Origin of the sequence: Glycocaulis sp. (genome assembly GCF_050485565.1) — a bacterium.
Lineage (GTDB): Bacteria > Pseudomonadota > Alphaproteobacteria > Caulobacterales > Maricaulaceae > Glycocaulis.
The window spans coordinates 16,631-31,208 of record NZ_JBJHBQ010000015.1; the positions used below are offsets into that span (position 1 = coordinate 16,631).

Genomic DNA, 14,578 nt, shown 5'->3' on the forward strand with positions numbered 1-14,578 from the left:
CAGTAGACACGCTAGGTTAGCCAGGACGCGTGAGGGTGGGTGACCATGGGCAGTGACGTGCAGGATGTTCGTGAGGAGCGCAGCTGGCTGGGCTGGGTGCAGCTTGCCATCATCATCGCCATCATAATCCTGTCCCTTTCCTTGACGGCCTGGCTGGCGGCCAGCAGCGCGCGGCCCGCCTCCAATGGTAACGGCGCGGACATGACGGCCGCTCCTGTCGAGATAGTGCGCCCGCGTCCCGCTGCCCACACCGTACGTGTGCGTACAACCGGGACGGTGCGTGCGCGGGCACTGGTCAGCCTGACACCGGAAGTGGGCGGGCAGGTGGTGGAAGTTTCGCCGTCGGTACGCTCCGGCGCGCGCTTTGAGGCGGACGAGACTCTGGCGCTGATCGATCCGCGCAATTACCGCCTCGCGGTTGACCGGTCGGGGGCGGCCTATGCGGACGCACAAAGCGCGCTGCAGCGCCTTGAAGCCGAAGCCGCGCTTGCCCGCGAGGAATGGGAGGCGCTCTATCCCGGCCAGCCCATCGCGCCCCTGACCGCGCTCGAACCACAGCTGGATGCAGCGCGCGCCCGCGTCACCTCCACACGCGCTGATCTCCAGCAGGCCCGGCTCAATCTGGACCGTACGCGTCTGCGCCTGCCCTTTGACGGGCGCATTGCCGAGGCACGTATCGAGCTTGGCCAGACGCTCGGCGCAGGCCAGCCCTATGGCGAGGCGTACGCCATTGACGCGCTGGAGATAGCCGTGCCGTTAAGCCCGGAGGAGCTGGCAAGGATTGCGCCTGCATCAGGGCGCACCGTCCAGCTCAGCTTCGAGGCTGGCGCAGCGCCCGCCATGACAGGCACGATTGTGCGCGAGGGCGCGCGGCTGGAAGAAAGGTCGCGCCTGATTACCGTCTTCATCCTGCCTGATGATCCTGAAAGCCTGCGTCCGGGCCTGTTTGCCAATGTCTCGATAGACGGGGCGACGCTCTCCGAGGCGGTCAGTCTTCCGGTCTCCGCGCTCGCCGGTCTCTCCCAGGTGCGCATTGTGCGCAATAATCGCATTGTGCCGGTGGAGGTCACCGTGCTGGACCGCTCTGAAGGGCGCGTGGTTACCGCGCCGTTCGATGCCGGTGACGGCGTAATCGTCTCGCCCCTGCCTGAATCGGTTCTGGGCGGACCTGTCACCATTATCGCGGAGCGGGAGAATTGAGCGGCGCGCGCCCTTCCGGTTCCCCTGACACGCCCGCAGAGCAGGGACTGCCCGGCGCGGGCCTGATCCGCTGGCTTGCCGACAATCCGGTGGCGGCCAATCTGGTGATGATCCTGCTGCTGCTCAGCGGCGCGATCAGCGCGGCGACGATGCGCACCGAAGTGTTTCCCACCTTCACCCCGCGCACCATCATCGTGTCGGTGCTCTATCCCGGCGCCACGCCTGAAGATGTGGAGCAATCGATCACCCGGCGTGTGGAAGAGGCCGTTATCGGCCTTGATGGCGTGCGTGAGGTACGCGCCACGGCTGCTGAGAATGTCGGCACCATCACGATAGAAATCAGTGAGTTCGCCAATCCGCGCGTCGTCCGCGACGATGTGCAGACGGCGGTGGATTCGCTGGCCGGCTTTCCGCCTGCCGACGCCGAGCAGCCCCAGATACGCATCCCCCAGCCCACGACAAATGTGCTCACCCTGGTGTTGACCGGCGCGGTGGACGAGGCGGCATTGCGCCGCGCAGCCGAGCAGGTGGAGCGCGATCTGCTGGGCGTGAGCGGCATCTCCACTGTGCGGCTGCGCGGGGTTCGCCCTTATGAGATTTCCATTGCGGTGTCCGAAGAGGCGCTGCGCGCTTATGGCCTCACCTTTGGAGAAGTGGCCCAGGCACTTCGCGCCGCGTCGATCGACCTGTCCGGCGGGCAGATACGTACCGGCGCGGGCGAGTTTCTGCTGCGCACCAATGCGCGCGCGGAAACCGGCGAGGCGTTTGAGGAGATTGTCTTGCGCGCGGAGGCCGACGGCTCGCGCATCCGTGTGCGTGATGTGGCAACCGTTACAGACGGATTTGCCGAAGACCCACTCATCAGCCTGTTCAATGGCCAGCCAGCCGCCCTTGTCGATGTGCAACTGCGTGGCAACGAGGACCTGCTGCGGGTCCGCGCCCGGGCCATGGCCTATGCCGATGAAGCGGTCCTGCCGCCGGGCATTTCCTTGAGCGTTGCCAGCGATCAGAGCCAGGTCTTCCGTGACCGCGTGTCGTTGCTGGCGCGCAACGCCATTCTGGGCTTCACCCTCGTCTTCCTGCTTCTGGTGCTGCTTCTGGATTTGCGTCTGGCGTTCTGGGTGGCGCTGGGCGTGCCGATTGCGTTTCTGGGCGGTTTCACCCTGTTTGGCGCAGCCGGGGTGACGCTCAACTTCATCACCACGTTCGGCCTCATCATCGTGCTGGGCATCGTGGTCGATGCGGCCATTGTGGTGGGCGAAAACACCGACCGGGAACGCATGAAGGGCCGATCCAACAAGGAGGCGGCCATTGCCGGGGTGACCGGTGTTGCAGCGCCCGTGCTTGTTGGCGTGCTGACAACGGTCGCCGCTTTCGGGCCGCTTGTGTTCATCACCGGCACGTTTGGCGAGATCACCCGGCCCATCCCGATACTGGTCATTTCCATTCTGATTGCGTCGCTGATCGTTGCCTTTTTCGTCCTGCCGACCCAGCTGGCGGGCGGTTCCACCTGGTCTCGCGGCCCCATGCGGGCGATCCAGACCCGCGTGGACAGCGTCGTGGCCGGTTTTGCTGACAACGCCTTGCAAAGCTGGACGCAGTTCGCCGGGCGCATGCGCTATCTGGTTGCGGTGGCCGGTTTCTGCGTGCTGATCGCCTGCTTTACCCTGCTGGGCACCGGCACGGTCCGCTTTGTGTTCTTCCCCAATATCGAGGCCGATTCCATCACGGCCAGCCTTGCCCTGCCGACCGGCGCGCCTTTCGAGGCGACGCGCGCTGCCGCCACCCGCATGCTGGATGAAGCCCAGGCCATGCAGGCTGAGTATGCGCAGCGCGGCGAGCCGGTATTTGAGTCCGTTTCGGCGGTCATTGGCGGACGCACCAGCCTGTTTGGCGGGCCCGGCTCGGTCAGCTCCACCTCCCTTGCCTCCCATCTTGCCCAGATCGAGATACGCCTCACCCCGTCCTCTCAGCGCCGCCAGTCATCAACCCAGCTGGAGCGTGAATGGCGCCAGCGCATCGGCCAGCTGGCGGGGGTGGAGCGCCTCACTTTCACCGCCTCTGCCGGTCCGCAGAACCCCGATATCGCCTACCAGCTCTCCCATCCGGACACTGATGAGCTGGAGCGGGCCGTGAACCAGCTGGTGGCGGGCCTGCGCGATATCGATGCCTTGAGCGGTATCGATAGCGGGTATGAGCTGGGCAAGCGCCAGCTCGATTTCGCCCTCAGCCCGGCGGGCGACGCGGCAGGCTTGCGCGCATCCGACATTGCCCGTCAGGCGCGTCAGGCTTTCTTTGGCGAGGAAATACAGCGCATACAGCGCGGCAGCGAGGAAGTGCGCGTTTTCGTGCGCTATCCGCAAGCTGAACGCACCAGCCTTGATGATCTCGGCCAGTTCCGGGTGCGCGCCAGTGATGGCACCGCCATCCCGTTAAGCGTTGCCGCCAGCATGACCGAGACACGCTCGCTGACCTCGATCAATTCGGTCGATGGCCGCCGTGTCATCGAGGTGACGGCGGATGTGGACCGCTCCATCCTCACGCCTGATGACGCCCGCGCCATCGTCGAAAACCGCCTTCTGGCAGACCTTGTCTCGCAGTTCCCCCAATTGCGCTGGGAGCTCTCCGGTGCGGGTCGCGACCAGGCCGAGGATTTTGCCTCCATCGGGCAGGGCTTCCTGTTTGCCGTCATCATCATGTACGCCCTGCTGGCCACCCAGCTGGGCAGCTATGTGCAGCCGCTGGTCATCCTGATCGCCATCCCCTTTGGCGTAGGCGGGGCGATTTTCGGCCATTTCCTGATGGGCTATGATGTCTCCTTCCCGTCGCTCTTCGGCATGGTCGCGCTTTCAGGCGTGGTGGTGAACGCCTCCATCGTGCTGATGGACCGCTATAATCTCAATGTCAGGCGCGGATATGCGCCTGCCGACGCGATCTCGGAGGCGACGGCAAGGCGCTTCCGGCCCATCCTCATCACCACGCTGACCACCGCTTTTGGCCTCCTCCCCATCATGCTGGAGACCAGCCCGCAGGCGCAATTCCTGGTGCCGATGACCATTTCGCTGGGTATCGGCCTGTTGTTTGCCTCGGCGCTTATCCTGCTGCTTTTGCCCGCCTATGTGCTGATCGTGGAGGATTTGCGCGGGGTGAAAGTGCGTGAGGTCCAGCCCCAGGCCGAACCGGCAGAGTGACGCGCCGCACACCGCCCGGCTTGACCCATGGCGTGTGGAGGCTCACTTATCCCGGCCATGAGCGCCCAGGGCCCCGATAACGCGATGCTTGAGCCTGCCGATCCGGCAGCACCCGCCCGTGAGGGCGGAGCCGAAGGCGTGGAAATCGTCACCTTTGGCTGCCGCCTGAACGCGTGGGAAAGCGAGGTCATGCGCGATCATGCGCGCGATGCGGGGCTTTCCGGCGCGATCATCATCAATACCTGCGCGGTGACGAACGAGGCGGTGCGTCAGGCCCGCCAGACCATACGCCGCATGAAGCGCGATAACCCGTCCGCGCAAATGATAGTCACGGGCTGTGCCGCCCAGATAGACCCGAAGCGCTTTGCCGCCATGCCCGAAGTCGACCGGGTCATCGGCAATGCGGAGAAGCTCAAAAGCGATACCTTCCGTGCGCACGCCATCTCCGGCGGCGAGACCGTCTCGGTCGGTGACATCATGGCGGTAAAGGACATCGCCGGGCATCTGGTGGACGGGCTGGAGGGCCGCGCGCGCGCCTATGTGCAGGTGCAGACAGGCTGCGATCATCGCTGCACCTTTTGCATCATCCCGTACGGGCGCGGCAATGCGCGCTCCGCCCCTGTGGGCGATGTGGTCGATCAGGTGCGCCGCCTTGTCGAGACCGGGCATACCGAAGTCGTGCTTACCGGCGTCGACATGACCAGCTGGGGCAATGATCTGCCCGGCACGCCAAAGCTCGGACGCCTCGTAAAGGCGGTGCTCAAACTGGTGCCGGACCTCAAACGCCTGCGCCTTTCCTCCATCGATGCCATCGAGATTGATGATGATCTGATGGACGTGATCGCCAGCGAGGAGCGCTTCTGCCCCTATCTGCATCTCTCGCTTCAGGCAGGCGACGACATGATCCTGAAACGCATGAAGCGCCGCCATTTGCGCAGCGATGCCATCGCGCTGACCGACAGGCTCAAAGCCCTGCGCCCCGATATCGCCTTCGGGGCGGACCTGATTGCCGGTTTCCCGACCGAGACCGATGCCATGTTTGAAAACTCGCTGCGCCTCGTTGATGAGTGCCAGCTGGCCTATCTGCACGTCTTTCCCTATTCGCCGCGCCCCGGCACGCCCGCTGCGCGCATGCCGCAGGTGGATGGCAATATCATCAAGGAGCGCGCGCGCACCCTGCGCGAAAAGGGCGAGGCCGCGCTTGCCGCGCATCTTGCCGGCATGGTGGGCACGCAAGAGGTGTTGCTGGTGGAGAAAGACGGCCTGGCGCGCGCCGCCAATTTCGCGCCCGCCCGCATGGACAGCCCCGCCCGGCCCGGCGCGCTGGTGCGGGCGCGCATTACCGGCCATGACACCACCCATCTCATCGCAGAACCGCTGGAGGCGGCATGAACTGGTTCGGCTTTGGCAAGAAAAAGAACAAGCCGGAGGCGGAAACACCGCCCGAGACCGCGCCGGAGCAGTCTGATGCGCCAGCCCCGGCTCCGGTAGAGGAGACGCCTGCGCCTGTTGCCGGTCCGGTTCAGGGCGATGCCATCACGCCCGTGCCCGATCCTGCCTTGGAGCCGGAGCCAGAGCCGGAGCCAGCACCCGAACCCGAAGCCCCGCCCGCCGCGCCTGTTCCGGCAAAGCCTGAAGGCTTCTTCAAGCGGCTCTCATCGGGTCTCTCCAAGTCCTCCGCCCAGCTGTCTGGCGTGTTTACCAAGCGCAAGCTGGACAGCGAGGCGCTCGACGAGTTGGAGGAATTGCTGATCGCGGCTGATCTCGGCGCAGCGACAGCGGCCAAGGTGATCGACCGGCTGGCAAAGGACCGCTTCGACAAGGACGTCACCGACACCGAAATCCGCGAGGCGCTGGCTGATGTCATCACCGAGACGCTGGAACCCTTTCAGGCACCGCTCGATATTTCCGGCCCGGCCCCGCAAGTGCTGCTGTTCGTCGGTGTCAACGGCTCCGGCAAGACAACGACGCTTGGCAAGCTGGCGGCGAAGATGACGCGCGAGGGCGCGAATATCATCACCGCAGCCGGTGACACGTTCCGCGCGGCGGCTGTGGAGCAGCTGGAAGTCTGGTCAAAGCGCGCGGGCGCACAATTTCTCTCCCGGCCCCACGGCGCTGACGCGGCGGGTCTTGCCTATGATGCCGTGCAGGAGGGCAGGCGTCTGGGTAGCGACGCTGTCCTCATCGACACGGCAGGGCGCCTGCAGAACAAGGCCGAGCTGATGGAGGAACTGCGCAAGATATTGCGTGTGATCGCCAAGGTGGACGAGGCCGCCCCCCATCATGTCGTGCTGGTGCTGGACGGCACGGTCGGCTCCAACGCCATCTCGCAGGCCGAAGCCTTCATGGAAGCGGCACACGTCACCGGCATTGTGATGACCAAGCTCGATGGTACCGCGAAAGGCGGCGCGCTGGTGCAGGTGGCCGAGAAGTTTGCCCTGCCCATCCATTTCATCGGTGTCGGCGAGGGCGAGGATGATCTCCAGCCCTTCATTGCGCGTGATTTCGCGCGGGCGCTGTCAGGACTTGACGCCTGATGGACGTAACAGCGCTGGCCGCGCTTGCCATGATCGGTTCGGCCATGGCCCATTCGATGATGACGCTGTTCACCAAGCAGGCAAAGGACACGCTGGTCTTTCGCGCGGTGACCATGGTGCTGTGCGTGCCGGTCTGCCTGCCACTGGCGATCATCCTGCCCTTCCCTGAGTGGGAGGTGTGGCGCTTCCTGCTGCTGGGCGCAGCGATTATCTGGGCGTTCAACATGTTCCTCATCGCCGCCTTCCAGCGCGGCGAGATGAATCTGGTCTATCCGGTGATGCGCGGCGCTGCGCCCGCCATGGCCGGGCTCTTCGCCTTTGTCTTCCTCGATGAGACGCTGAGCCTGATCGCCATTATCGGCCTTGCTACGGCGTCTGGCGCCATCGTCGCTTTTGCCTGGCCGGAGAAGAATGGCGTGCCCAAGGCGGCGGCTCTGGGCTTTGCACTGTCGGCGGCCGTGATGACGGCGGGCTATACGGTGGTGGATGCGTCGGGCGTGCGCGCCGCTGGTGACCCGATCGTCTATGCGGTCTGGTTTTTCCTGCTCTCGGCGGTGACGATGTCGGTCACGGCGATTGCCCGGCGCGGGCGCCGCATCGTGACAGCGGCGCTGCAGGAGCTTCCTGGCTCGGCCAAGAGCACGGTCTTCAACCTCGCCACCTACACGCTCGCGCTCTACGCCTATTCGATCGCGCCCGTGGCACCGATGGCGGCGCTTCGCGAAACCTCCATCGTGTTCGGCGCGATCCTTGCCGCCCTCGTGCTGAAAGAGCCCTTCGGCCTGCGCAGGGGCGTGCTGGCGCTGATCCTGGCAGGCGGTCTGGCACTCCTGCAGCTGGGCTAGCTACCAATCCGGCTGGCCAAGGCTTGCGTAATCAGGCAAGGCTCTCACCCGTCACACTAGCGCTGAACAGGAACGCCCCGCCATGAGCACGAACGGCAAGACAATCGGACAGGGAGCAAGGCTGCTGGTTGATGTCGGCCCGGCCGCGGTCTTCATGATCAGCTATAATATCGCCAACCGGGTGCTGGATGAGGGCGCGATCTACTGGTCGACCGGGCTGTTCATGGCCGCGACCGCGATTGCGCTCGCCTATGCGGCGATCTCCCAGAAGCGTTTCCCGCCGATGCTGGTGGTCACCTTCGTGATCGTCACGCTCTTTGGTGCGATGACGATCTACCTGCAGGACCCGATCTTCATCTTCATCAAGCCGACCATCATCAACCTGCTGTTTGCGTTCACGATCCTGTTCAGCTTTGCTTTCGGCTTCAATGTGTGGAAAGCGCTGTTCTCGTCCGTGTTCGAGATGCCTGAGCGCATCTGGACCATTCTGGCGATCCGCTGGGCGCTGTTTTTCATCTTCCTGGCGGCTGTCAACGAAGTGCTGTGGCGCCACATCACCGACAGCGTGGTGGTGGACTCCGCGCGCATGTTCGACTGGCTGGAGCTGTCGGAAGCCTTCTGGGTCAATTTCCGCCTTCTGGGCACCTATCCGATCTTCGCGGTCTTCGTGGCCCTCAACATCCCGATCACGCTGAAATGGGCGCGCGCACCCGGCGAGGGTGAGGATGAAGGTGATGCTGACGAGGCGTCCGGCGAGGTATCTGGCGAGGCTGATGACAGCCCTGACGCGGGCGCAGACGCCGAGCCCCGCCCGGCGCAGTAGCGGTTGCGCAATCGCGCTGGCGCAACTGCATGGATTGCCTAGACTGGCTCCATGCGGGCGGCACGGGATCGGCAGTGGAGGCGCAGTCTGGCGAGCTATCAGCCGCCGGTCAGCTGGTCGCTTCTGCTGGCCCTGCTGCTTCTGGTCTTCGTCTTTCGCCTTCTGCACATTTTCACCGTCGCGAGCTATCAGTGCGCCTACACAGCGGCGATCTGGCTCTATGCCCTGCCGGGCCGGCTGGCGCTGATTGATCTCTTCCTTATCGCGTTCTGGGCGATGGCCTGCCTCTGGTTCGTCAATCTGGTGCGCACGCGCCGCGCACGTAGCCGCTGGGGCCTGCGCGTGTTCGAGGCCCTGCTGATCGCCCTCTCCCTGCATGCCGTGCATCATTGGGACAGCCTGCTGCGCCCTTACGGTTTCAGCGCCCAGTTCAGCCCGGTGGTCCAGAACGCCCTTGGGCTAACGCCCTTCTTCTTTTCTGAATACGTTTGGCTGGAAGTGGGGCGGGATGATGATCCGCTCGACCTCGATCCGGACCATCTGATTCTGAAATATGGCGAAGCCCCTCAGAATCATGGGTGGCGCAGAGGTTTCAGCATTTTCGGCAGTGACGCATGCGTATGCTGGTCGCCCGAACAGAGGCGCGACGTTCTTGATCTCGACGAACTTTACTGGGGAGTTTCGTCAGGCAGACTGACCGAGGAGGAAGCCACTGCCCTCCGTTGGGAGATCGACAAGCCCGTCGAACCCGAATGGTGTCCAGCTATCATCCAGCTCTCCCGCCAACGCTCTTGACTATGGTCACGGTGAGTTGATTGTGCAGGTGCGAGCTTCGCGCATTACAGTTAGTTCATGATGATGATCCCAGCTCTTCTCGCTTTCGCGCTCACCGATGCCTGCGCCAGCTATCCTGCCGGTATTGGCGAAGCGCCCAATCCGGATCATACCGAGGACACGCCGGTCGTGGTGGAGCTGTTTACCAGCCAGGGCTGTCCTCCGTGTGTGGAGGCCAATCGCCGTTTTGGTGAGCTGGCCGCGCGTGACGGTGTCATCGCGCTCTCCTATGGCGTGGATTACTGGGACATGTTCGGCTGGGAAGACCAGTTCGCCCAGCCTGCCTTTGCTGACCGCCAGAAGGATTATATCCGGGTGGGCGAGGCGAACCGCGTCTTCACGCCCCATTTTGTCATCAATGGCGGGCCGGAGCGTCTGCGCTTCGCCCGCGATGATGTGCCGGGCCGGGTTGCCAGGACGATGCCGCTGAATGGCGATATCGCCCTGTCGCGCCTGTCCGGTGAGCGGCTTCGTCTGGAGCTTGATGGCCCGGCGCGCGAAAACCCGGCTGCGGTATGGGCCGTCACCTACCGCCCCGGCCTGATCGTGGTGCCTATCGATGGCGGGCGCAATGCCGGGGCCGAGATGGAGCACCATAATACGGTGGCCGCGCTGGAGCGCCTCGATGACTGGCATGGCGGGCGCTACGCGCTGGAATTTGCCGGTCCGGCAGAGGATTTCGGTCTCGCCGTGCTGGTGCAGGATGGCCCGGGCGGCCGGCTGGTCGCGGCGTCACGATTGCGCGACTAGGACCTGCGGCTATTATTCGGTCACCGGCGTGACAGAGCGCGTGGCGGTCTGCTCCAGCGTACGTGTCATGCGCTCATACGCATCCCCGCTCACCACAAACCAGAACCCCTCCACATGGCGGCGCAGGGTTGATGCCTCGTCCATCACATCGTGATTGCTGGCCTCCACGCTGATCTGCGCGCGGATGGCGCCCTCGTCGCGGAAAAAGCGGTACTCATAGACCAGCCCGTCAAAGGTCGATGCCCGGTGAAGCGCTATCGGCGCGCCTGCATCATCATCCGCTTCACCCACATCGCGAAAGCGCACGCGCGCGCCGGCATTGGCCACACCGTTGGCGGCCCCGGCGGTGATGAGCTGCCATGTGCGCGGGCTGGCAAGGTCGAAATTGCGCGTTGCCGGGCTTTCGCGTTCGAGAATATAGGCCGGGCCGCTTTCCGGCACGATATAGGCCCGCGCAATGCGCGACGGCTCCAGATTGAAGAAATCAAGGCCCAGCCAGCGCCCCGGATCGGCAATGTCCGGCAGGCTGCCCTCAACGGCAAAGGCGCGCTCCTGCCTGCCGGTGCGGATATAGAGCCGGTCATCCCCGCGCGTATCGCCCACGATCAGCGAGGCGAGCCTGTTGCCATCCGCGTCGGTGATGACAAGGCTGGTGCCGGACCCGCCAAGGGCCGGATCATCCAGACCCAGCCGGTCAAACCGGGCCGGATCCTGGGTCAGCGCAGCCGTGTAGCTCAGCGATGACAATCCAGCATCCAGCTCGGCGAGATGCTCGGCGCGCACCGGATAGTTTCCGCGTGATGGCATGGTCCAGCCATTCTCTGTCCGCTCCATCCGGAACAGGGTGTCAGATGTGATGATCTCGATACCCGCAGCGCGGCCCGCCATGTCGCTCCAGCCGGGCAGAACCGGGCCGGACACGTCCCGGCGCGCATCACGCAAGGCATCGCTGACAAGGGCTGCGCTGCCCAGGACCAGAAGCACGAAGCCGCTAAGAGCGACAATAAAGGCGCGCCGGGCGCGGCGGCCAAACAGGCGGTATCGTATCATGTGCGCCGCCTCCGCCGGATCAGGGTGGTCACGACGGCCATCACGATGACCAGCAGAGGCGGCACCCAGATGGTCCAGAACTGCAGCCGGTTTTCCAGGGCCACGATTTCACGCCTGAAGCCGCGCTCCACATCGCGCAAGGCGGCGCGGGCCGCGACGATGCGTTCCCTCAAGGCGTCGGCGCGTGCAGCGCTTGCAGCCCCGGCCCCGCCCAGCGTGGAAGCCTCCCCGGCAGCGCTCAGGCGGGCCAGAGACCCTTCGGCATCGGCCAGCTCCGCGCGCAGCCCGTCCTGCAGTTCGCGAAAGCGTGTTTCCGCTTCGGCGCGCAGGGCTTCCACGCGCACCATGGGCCGGGCCGATCCGCTGCGAGAGCGCAGATTGACCAGGGCCGGATCACCCGCCAGCGTGTCAGCAAGGTTCAGCATCAGCGCCAGATTGTCGGCGACCATCTGGTCTCCGCTCACCCCGTCAGCGCGCAGATAGAAGGCAGGGTCCAGCCAGTCCGCATCAGCGATGACGATGATTTCTGCCTGCGCGGGGCCCTCGATATGCGCCGATGCCTCAAAGCGGATCTCACCGGCAGGCGGGCCATCAGGAAAGGCGGTGGTGATGGGACCGGACAGCTGCGCGGCCAGTGTCAGCGGCGCATTGCTGTCTGGCGCATAATCACGCTGCAGAGCGTCCGGCGAGGGCGAGGTCGCCGCGATATCGCCGTCCATGCGCGCCCCGTCCTGCCCGGTCACGATAAGCGGATTGAAGATCGCCTCTCCGCCCAGCGGTTCGAGCAGGCCCGGCGAGCCGAAATTCACCCCTTGCGACAGGGCTGAGGTTGCCGGCATCGCGTCGGACAGGCCAGAGGGCGGCACCGAGAACCAGAGCGGATAGGCGCGCGTGCGGGTGCGCCCAGCCTCGCTGACCTGAACGGGCAGGCCATGTTCGCGATCCATCGCCACATAGCTTGGATCATAGCCGACCCCCCAGCGCGTCAGCAGGCGCGGCAGGCGCGAGGTGCGCAGCGCATTGACCGGCGGCAAGCCGTCCGGCCCGGTACGCAGTGCCAGATGGGCCAGCGGGTCCAGCGCGGCCAGCACGCGGCCCCGGCGCAGCGCAAACTGGTCGGTAAGGTAAAGCTGCTCCTCGGTCAGGTTGGGCGGGTGCAGGAGGAAGAGCGCGTCCGCATCGGGAATGGCGGTGAAACGCTCATCCAGCCAGCGCACATCATAGGTCTGCGCCAGCGCATCGATGATCGGATTGGCTGAGCGTCCATCCGGTCCCGGCGCGAAGGGCAGGGAGGAGATGACGGCTATGACGGGGGTACGCGCGCGCTCCAGCTCGGCGATCACCCGGACGATCTCGTATTCCAGCCGGGCTTCTTCTGCCGGATCGAAAAAGGCGATGATGCGCGTTCCATCCAGCGTGTTGGTGCCGGTCAGGCCAAAGAAAAGCTGTCCGCCATCTTCGGTTGGCACCGCTTCAAGACCGGCGGCGATGGCCGCGTCCTCTGCCGGGCTGAAAGGCTGCGGGTCAATCTCGGAAAGCTGGATGCGTCCGCCAGAGCGGGCCGCGACACCGCGCAAAAGCTCGCGTACGCGCGCTCCATAGGCCCGCAGCGCCGGATAGCGTGCGGCTGCTCCACGCGAATAGTAGAAATTCAGCGCGACCGGCTCTTCCAGCCGGTTGATGACCTCAATCGTGCCGGGACTGAGCCGGTAGAGCCGCCCCTCGGTCAGATCAAGGCGCACGCCATCGGCAAACACGCCTGCCAGCAGGTTCAGGCCGACAAAGCCTGCCACCAGCCCGGAGGTGACGAGCGCGAGAAGCCGTGCCGGGTTCATCGTCCGCCTCCGCGCCGCGTGTCGATCAGCGCCATGGCCAGCGCTAGGCCCGTTGCGATGAGCGAGAGGAAATAGATGAGATCGGCCAGGCTGATAACGCCGCGCCGCAGCGAGTCAAAGCGTGACAGGGCCGACAGGCCGGCCATCGCCTCGGCAAACACGCCCGGCAGATGCGCCGCCACCGCGTCCAGCACCAGCGGCAGGCCGGCAGCCGTCAGGATGAGACACACCCCCATGGCCAGCACGAAGGCGACCACCTGATTGGAGGTCGTCGCTGACAGGGCCTGCGAGATCGCCAGATAACCCCCGGCCAGAAGCAGCCCGCCAAAATACGCGGTGGCAATCGCGGCATTGTCCGGATGGCCGAGATAATTGACGGCCATCCATAAAGGGAAGGTCAGCGCCAGCGCCAGCGCCGCAAGGCTCCACGCGGCGAAGAACTTCGCCAGCGCCGCGGCCCATAGCGGTATCGGTGCGGCCAGCAGCATTTCCAGCGTTCCGGTCTCGCGCTCCTCGGCCCAGGCGCGCATGGCTAGCGCGGGCATCAGCACCATGAGAAGCCAGGGCAGGTAGTCAAACAGCGGGGTCAGATCGGCCCGGCCGGTATCGAAAAGCCGGCCCACATGCCAGGCAAAGCTGGGCGCGGCGATGGCAAAGGCGGTCAGGAACACCCAGGCCAGCGGGGTTTCAAAATAGGCGGCAAGCTCGCGCCTGAAGACGGCCCACAGCGCGGTCATGCGGATGGCCTCTTGCGGCTGCGTTTCAGCTTTGCAGCCGATTGCTCGGCGCTATTGCCCGTCAGCATCCGGAAGGCACCGGCAAGGCTCTGGTCGGGTGCGCTGCCAATCAGGCCGGCAGGCGTCGTATCGCTGACAATACGCCCGCCTGTGATGACAATCGCGCGTGTGCATATCGCCTCGACTTCATCGAGCAGATGGGTGGAGATCAATATGGTTTTCTCTGGCGCCATCATGCGGATCAGGGCGCGCACCCCGTCCTTCTGGTTGGGATCAAGCCCGTCGGTCGGCTCATCAAGGACGAGAACGGCCGGATCGTGGGCAATCGCGGCGGCCAAAGCGGCGCGGCGTTTAAAGCCTTTGGAGAGCATGCCGATGGGCCGGTTGGCGGCGTCGCCCATGCGCGCGCGCTCCAGCGCCAGCTCTGCCGCATCGCGCAGCGCCTTGCCGGTAAAGCCGCGCACACGCAGATGAAACCGGGTAAAGGCACGCGGCGTCATGGCCGGGTAAGCGGGCGCGCCTTCGGGCAGATAGCCAAGCGCGCTCTGGGCTGCGCGGCGCGCGCGCACCACATCGTGGCCGGTAATCGCGGCTGCGCCGGAATCCGGCTCCAGACACCCGGTCAGCATGCGCATCGTGGTCGATTTGCCAGCCCCGTTCGGGCCGAGCAGGGCAACGACCTCGCCCTTGCCGGCCGAAAAGCTGATGCCATCGACCGCGCGCGTAGGGCCGAAATGCTTCACAAGGTCATGCGCGTCTATCATGGGGCGGGCAAG

12 protein-coding genes are annotated in these 14,578 nt (G+C 65.1%); 8 read left to right on the plus strand and 4 right to left on the minus strand.

Translation table 11 applies throughout. The annotated features are described in order from the left end of the window. Positions 1 to 45: 45 nt before the first annotated feature. From ACQ5ID_RS13425 to ACQ5ID_RS13460, 8 genes are all read left to right on the plus strand, one after another. Positions 46 to 1,200, plus strand: coding sequence for an efflux RND transporter periplasmic adaptor subunit (locus ACQ5ID_RS13425; RefSeq protein WP_429912938.1), 1,155 nt, complete (start codon positions 46 to 48; stop codon positions 1,198 to 1,200). After that, positions 1,197 to 4,391 (plus strand): efflux RND transporter permease subunit, encoded by a 3,195-nt coding sequence (locus ACQ5ID_RS13430; protein WP_429912939.1) that lies wholly within the window; start codon positions 1,197 to 1,199, stop codon positions 4,389 to 4,391. The genes ACQ5ID_RS13425 and ACQ5ID_RS13430 overlap by 4 nt, the downstream gene beginning before the upstream one ends. Positions 4,392 to 4,475: 84 nt before the next feature. Next, complete coding sequence (mtaB, locus tag ACQ5ID_RS13435) at positions 4,476 to 5,783, plus strand: tRNA (N(6)-L-threonylcarbamoyladenosine(37)-C(2))-methylthiotransferase MtaB (RefSeq protein WP_429912973.1); 1,308 nt, start codon at positions 4,476 to 4,478, stop codon at positions 5,781 to 5,783. Beyond that, positions 5,780 to 6,928, plus strand: a complete 1,149-nt coding sequence (ftsY, locus tag ACQ5ID_RS13440; protein ID WP_429912940.1) for a signal recognition particle-docking protein FtsY — start codon at positions 5,780 to 5,782, stop codon at positions 6,926 to 6,928. The genes mtaB and ftsY overlap by 4 nt, the downstream gene beginning before the upstream one ends. Beyond that, the gene (locus tag ACQ5ID_RS13445; RefSeq protein ID WP_429912941.1) at positions 6,928 to 7,773 is read left to right on the plus strand and encodes an EamA family transporter; all 846 of its coding nucleotides are present in this window, start codon (positions 6,928 to 6,930) and stop codon (positions 7,771 to 7,773) included. Before ftsY ends, ACQ5ID_RS13445 begins: the two co-directional genes overlap by 1 nt. An 82-nt stretch (positions 7,774 to 7,855) precedes the next feature. Then, positions 7,856 to 8,596, plus strand: a complete 741-nt coding sequence (locus ACQ5ID_RS13450; protein ID WP_429912942.1) for an inner membrane-spanning protein YciB — start codon at positions 7,856 to 7,858, stop codon at positions 8,594 to 8,596. A 51-nt stretch (positions 8,597 to 8,647) separates the two neighbouring features. Then, a complete protein-coding gene (locus ACQ5ID_RS13455; protein ID WP_429912943.1) occupies positions 8,648 to 9,391 on the plus strand; it encodes a hypothetical protein in 744 nt (247 codons plus the stop codon). A gap of 57 nt (positions 9,392 to 9,448) precedes the next feature. Further along, a complete protein-coding gene (locus tag ACQ5ID_RS13460) occupies positions 9,449 to 10,180 on the plus strand; it encodes a DUF1223 domain-containing protein (RefSeq protein WP_429912944.1) in 732 nt (243 codons plus the stop codon). A gap of 12 nt (positions 10,181 to 10,192) precedes the next feature. Here ACQ5ID_RS13460 and ACQ5ID_RS13465 read toward each other — a convergent pair whose 3' ends face one another. Genes ACQ5ID_RS13465 through ACQ5ID_RS13480 form a run of 4 tightly spaced genes read right to left on the minus strand, consistent with a single transcriptional unit; the run spans position 10,193 to position 14,566 of the window. Next, complete coding sequence (locus ACQ5ID_RS13465) at positions 10,193 to 11,230, minus strand: DUF4340 domain-containing protein (protein WP_429912945.1); 1,038 nt, start codon at positions 11,228 to 11,230, stop codon at positions 10,193 to 10,195. Further along, the gene (locus tag ACQ5ID_RS13470) at positions 11,227 to 13,065 is read right to left on the minus strand and encodes a Gldg family protein (RefSeq protein WP_429912946.1); all 1,839 of its coding nucleotides are present in this window, start codon (positions 13,063 to 13,065) and stop codon (positions 11,227 to 11,229) included. The genes ACQ5ID_RS13465 and ACQ5ID_RS13470 overlap by 4 nt, the downstream gene beginning before the upstream one ends. After that, a complete protein-coding gene (locus ACQ5ID_RS13475) occupies positions 13,062 to 13,802 on the minus strand; it encodes an ABC transporter permease (RefSeq protein WP_429912947.1) in 741 nt (246 codons plus the stop codon). The genes ACQ5ID_RS13470 and ACQ5ID_RS13475 overlap by 4 nt, the downstream gene beginning before the upstream one ends. After that, positions 13,799 to 14,566 carry an ABC transporter ATP-binding protein gene (locus ACQ5ID_RS13480; RefSeq protein WP_429912948.1) on the minus strand — a complete coding sequence of 256 codons (768 nt, stop codon included), beginning with the start codon at positions 14,564 to 14,566 and terminating at the stop codon, positions 13,799 to 13,801. The genes ACQ5ID_RS13475 and ACQ5ID_RS13480 overlap by 4 nt, the downstream gene beginning before the upstream one ends. Between the last annotated feature and the right edge of the window lie 12 nt (positions 14,567 to 14,578).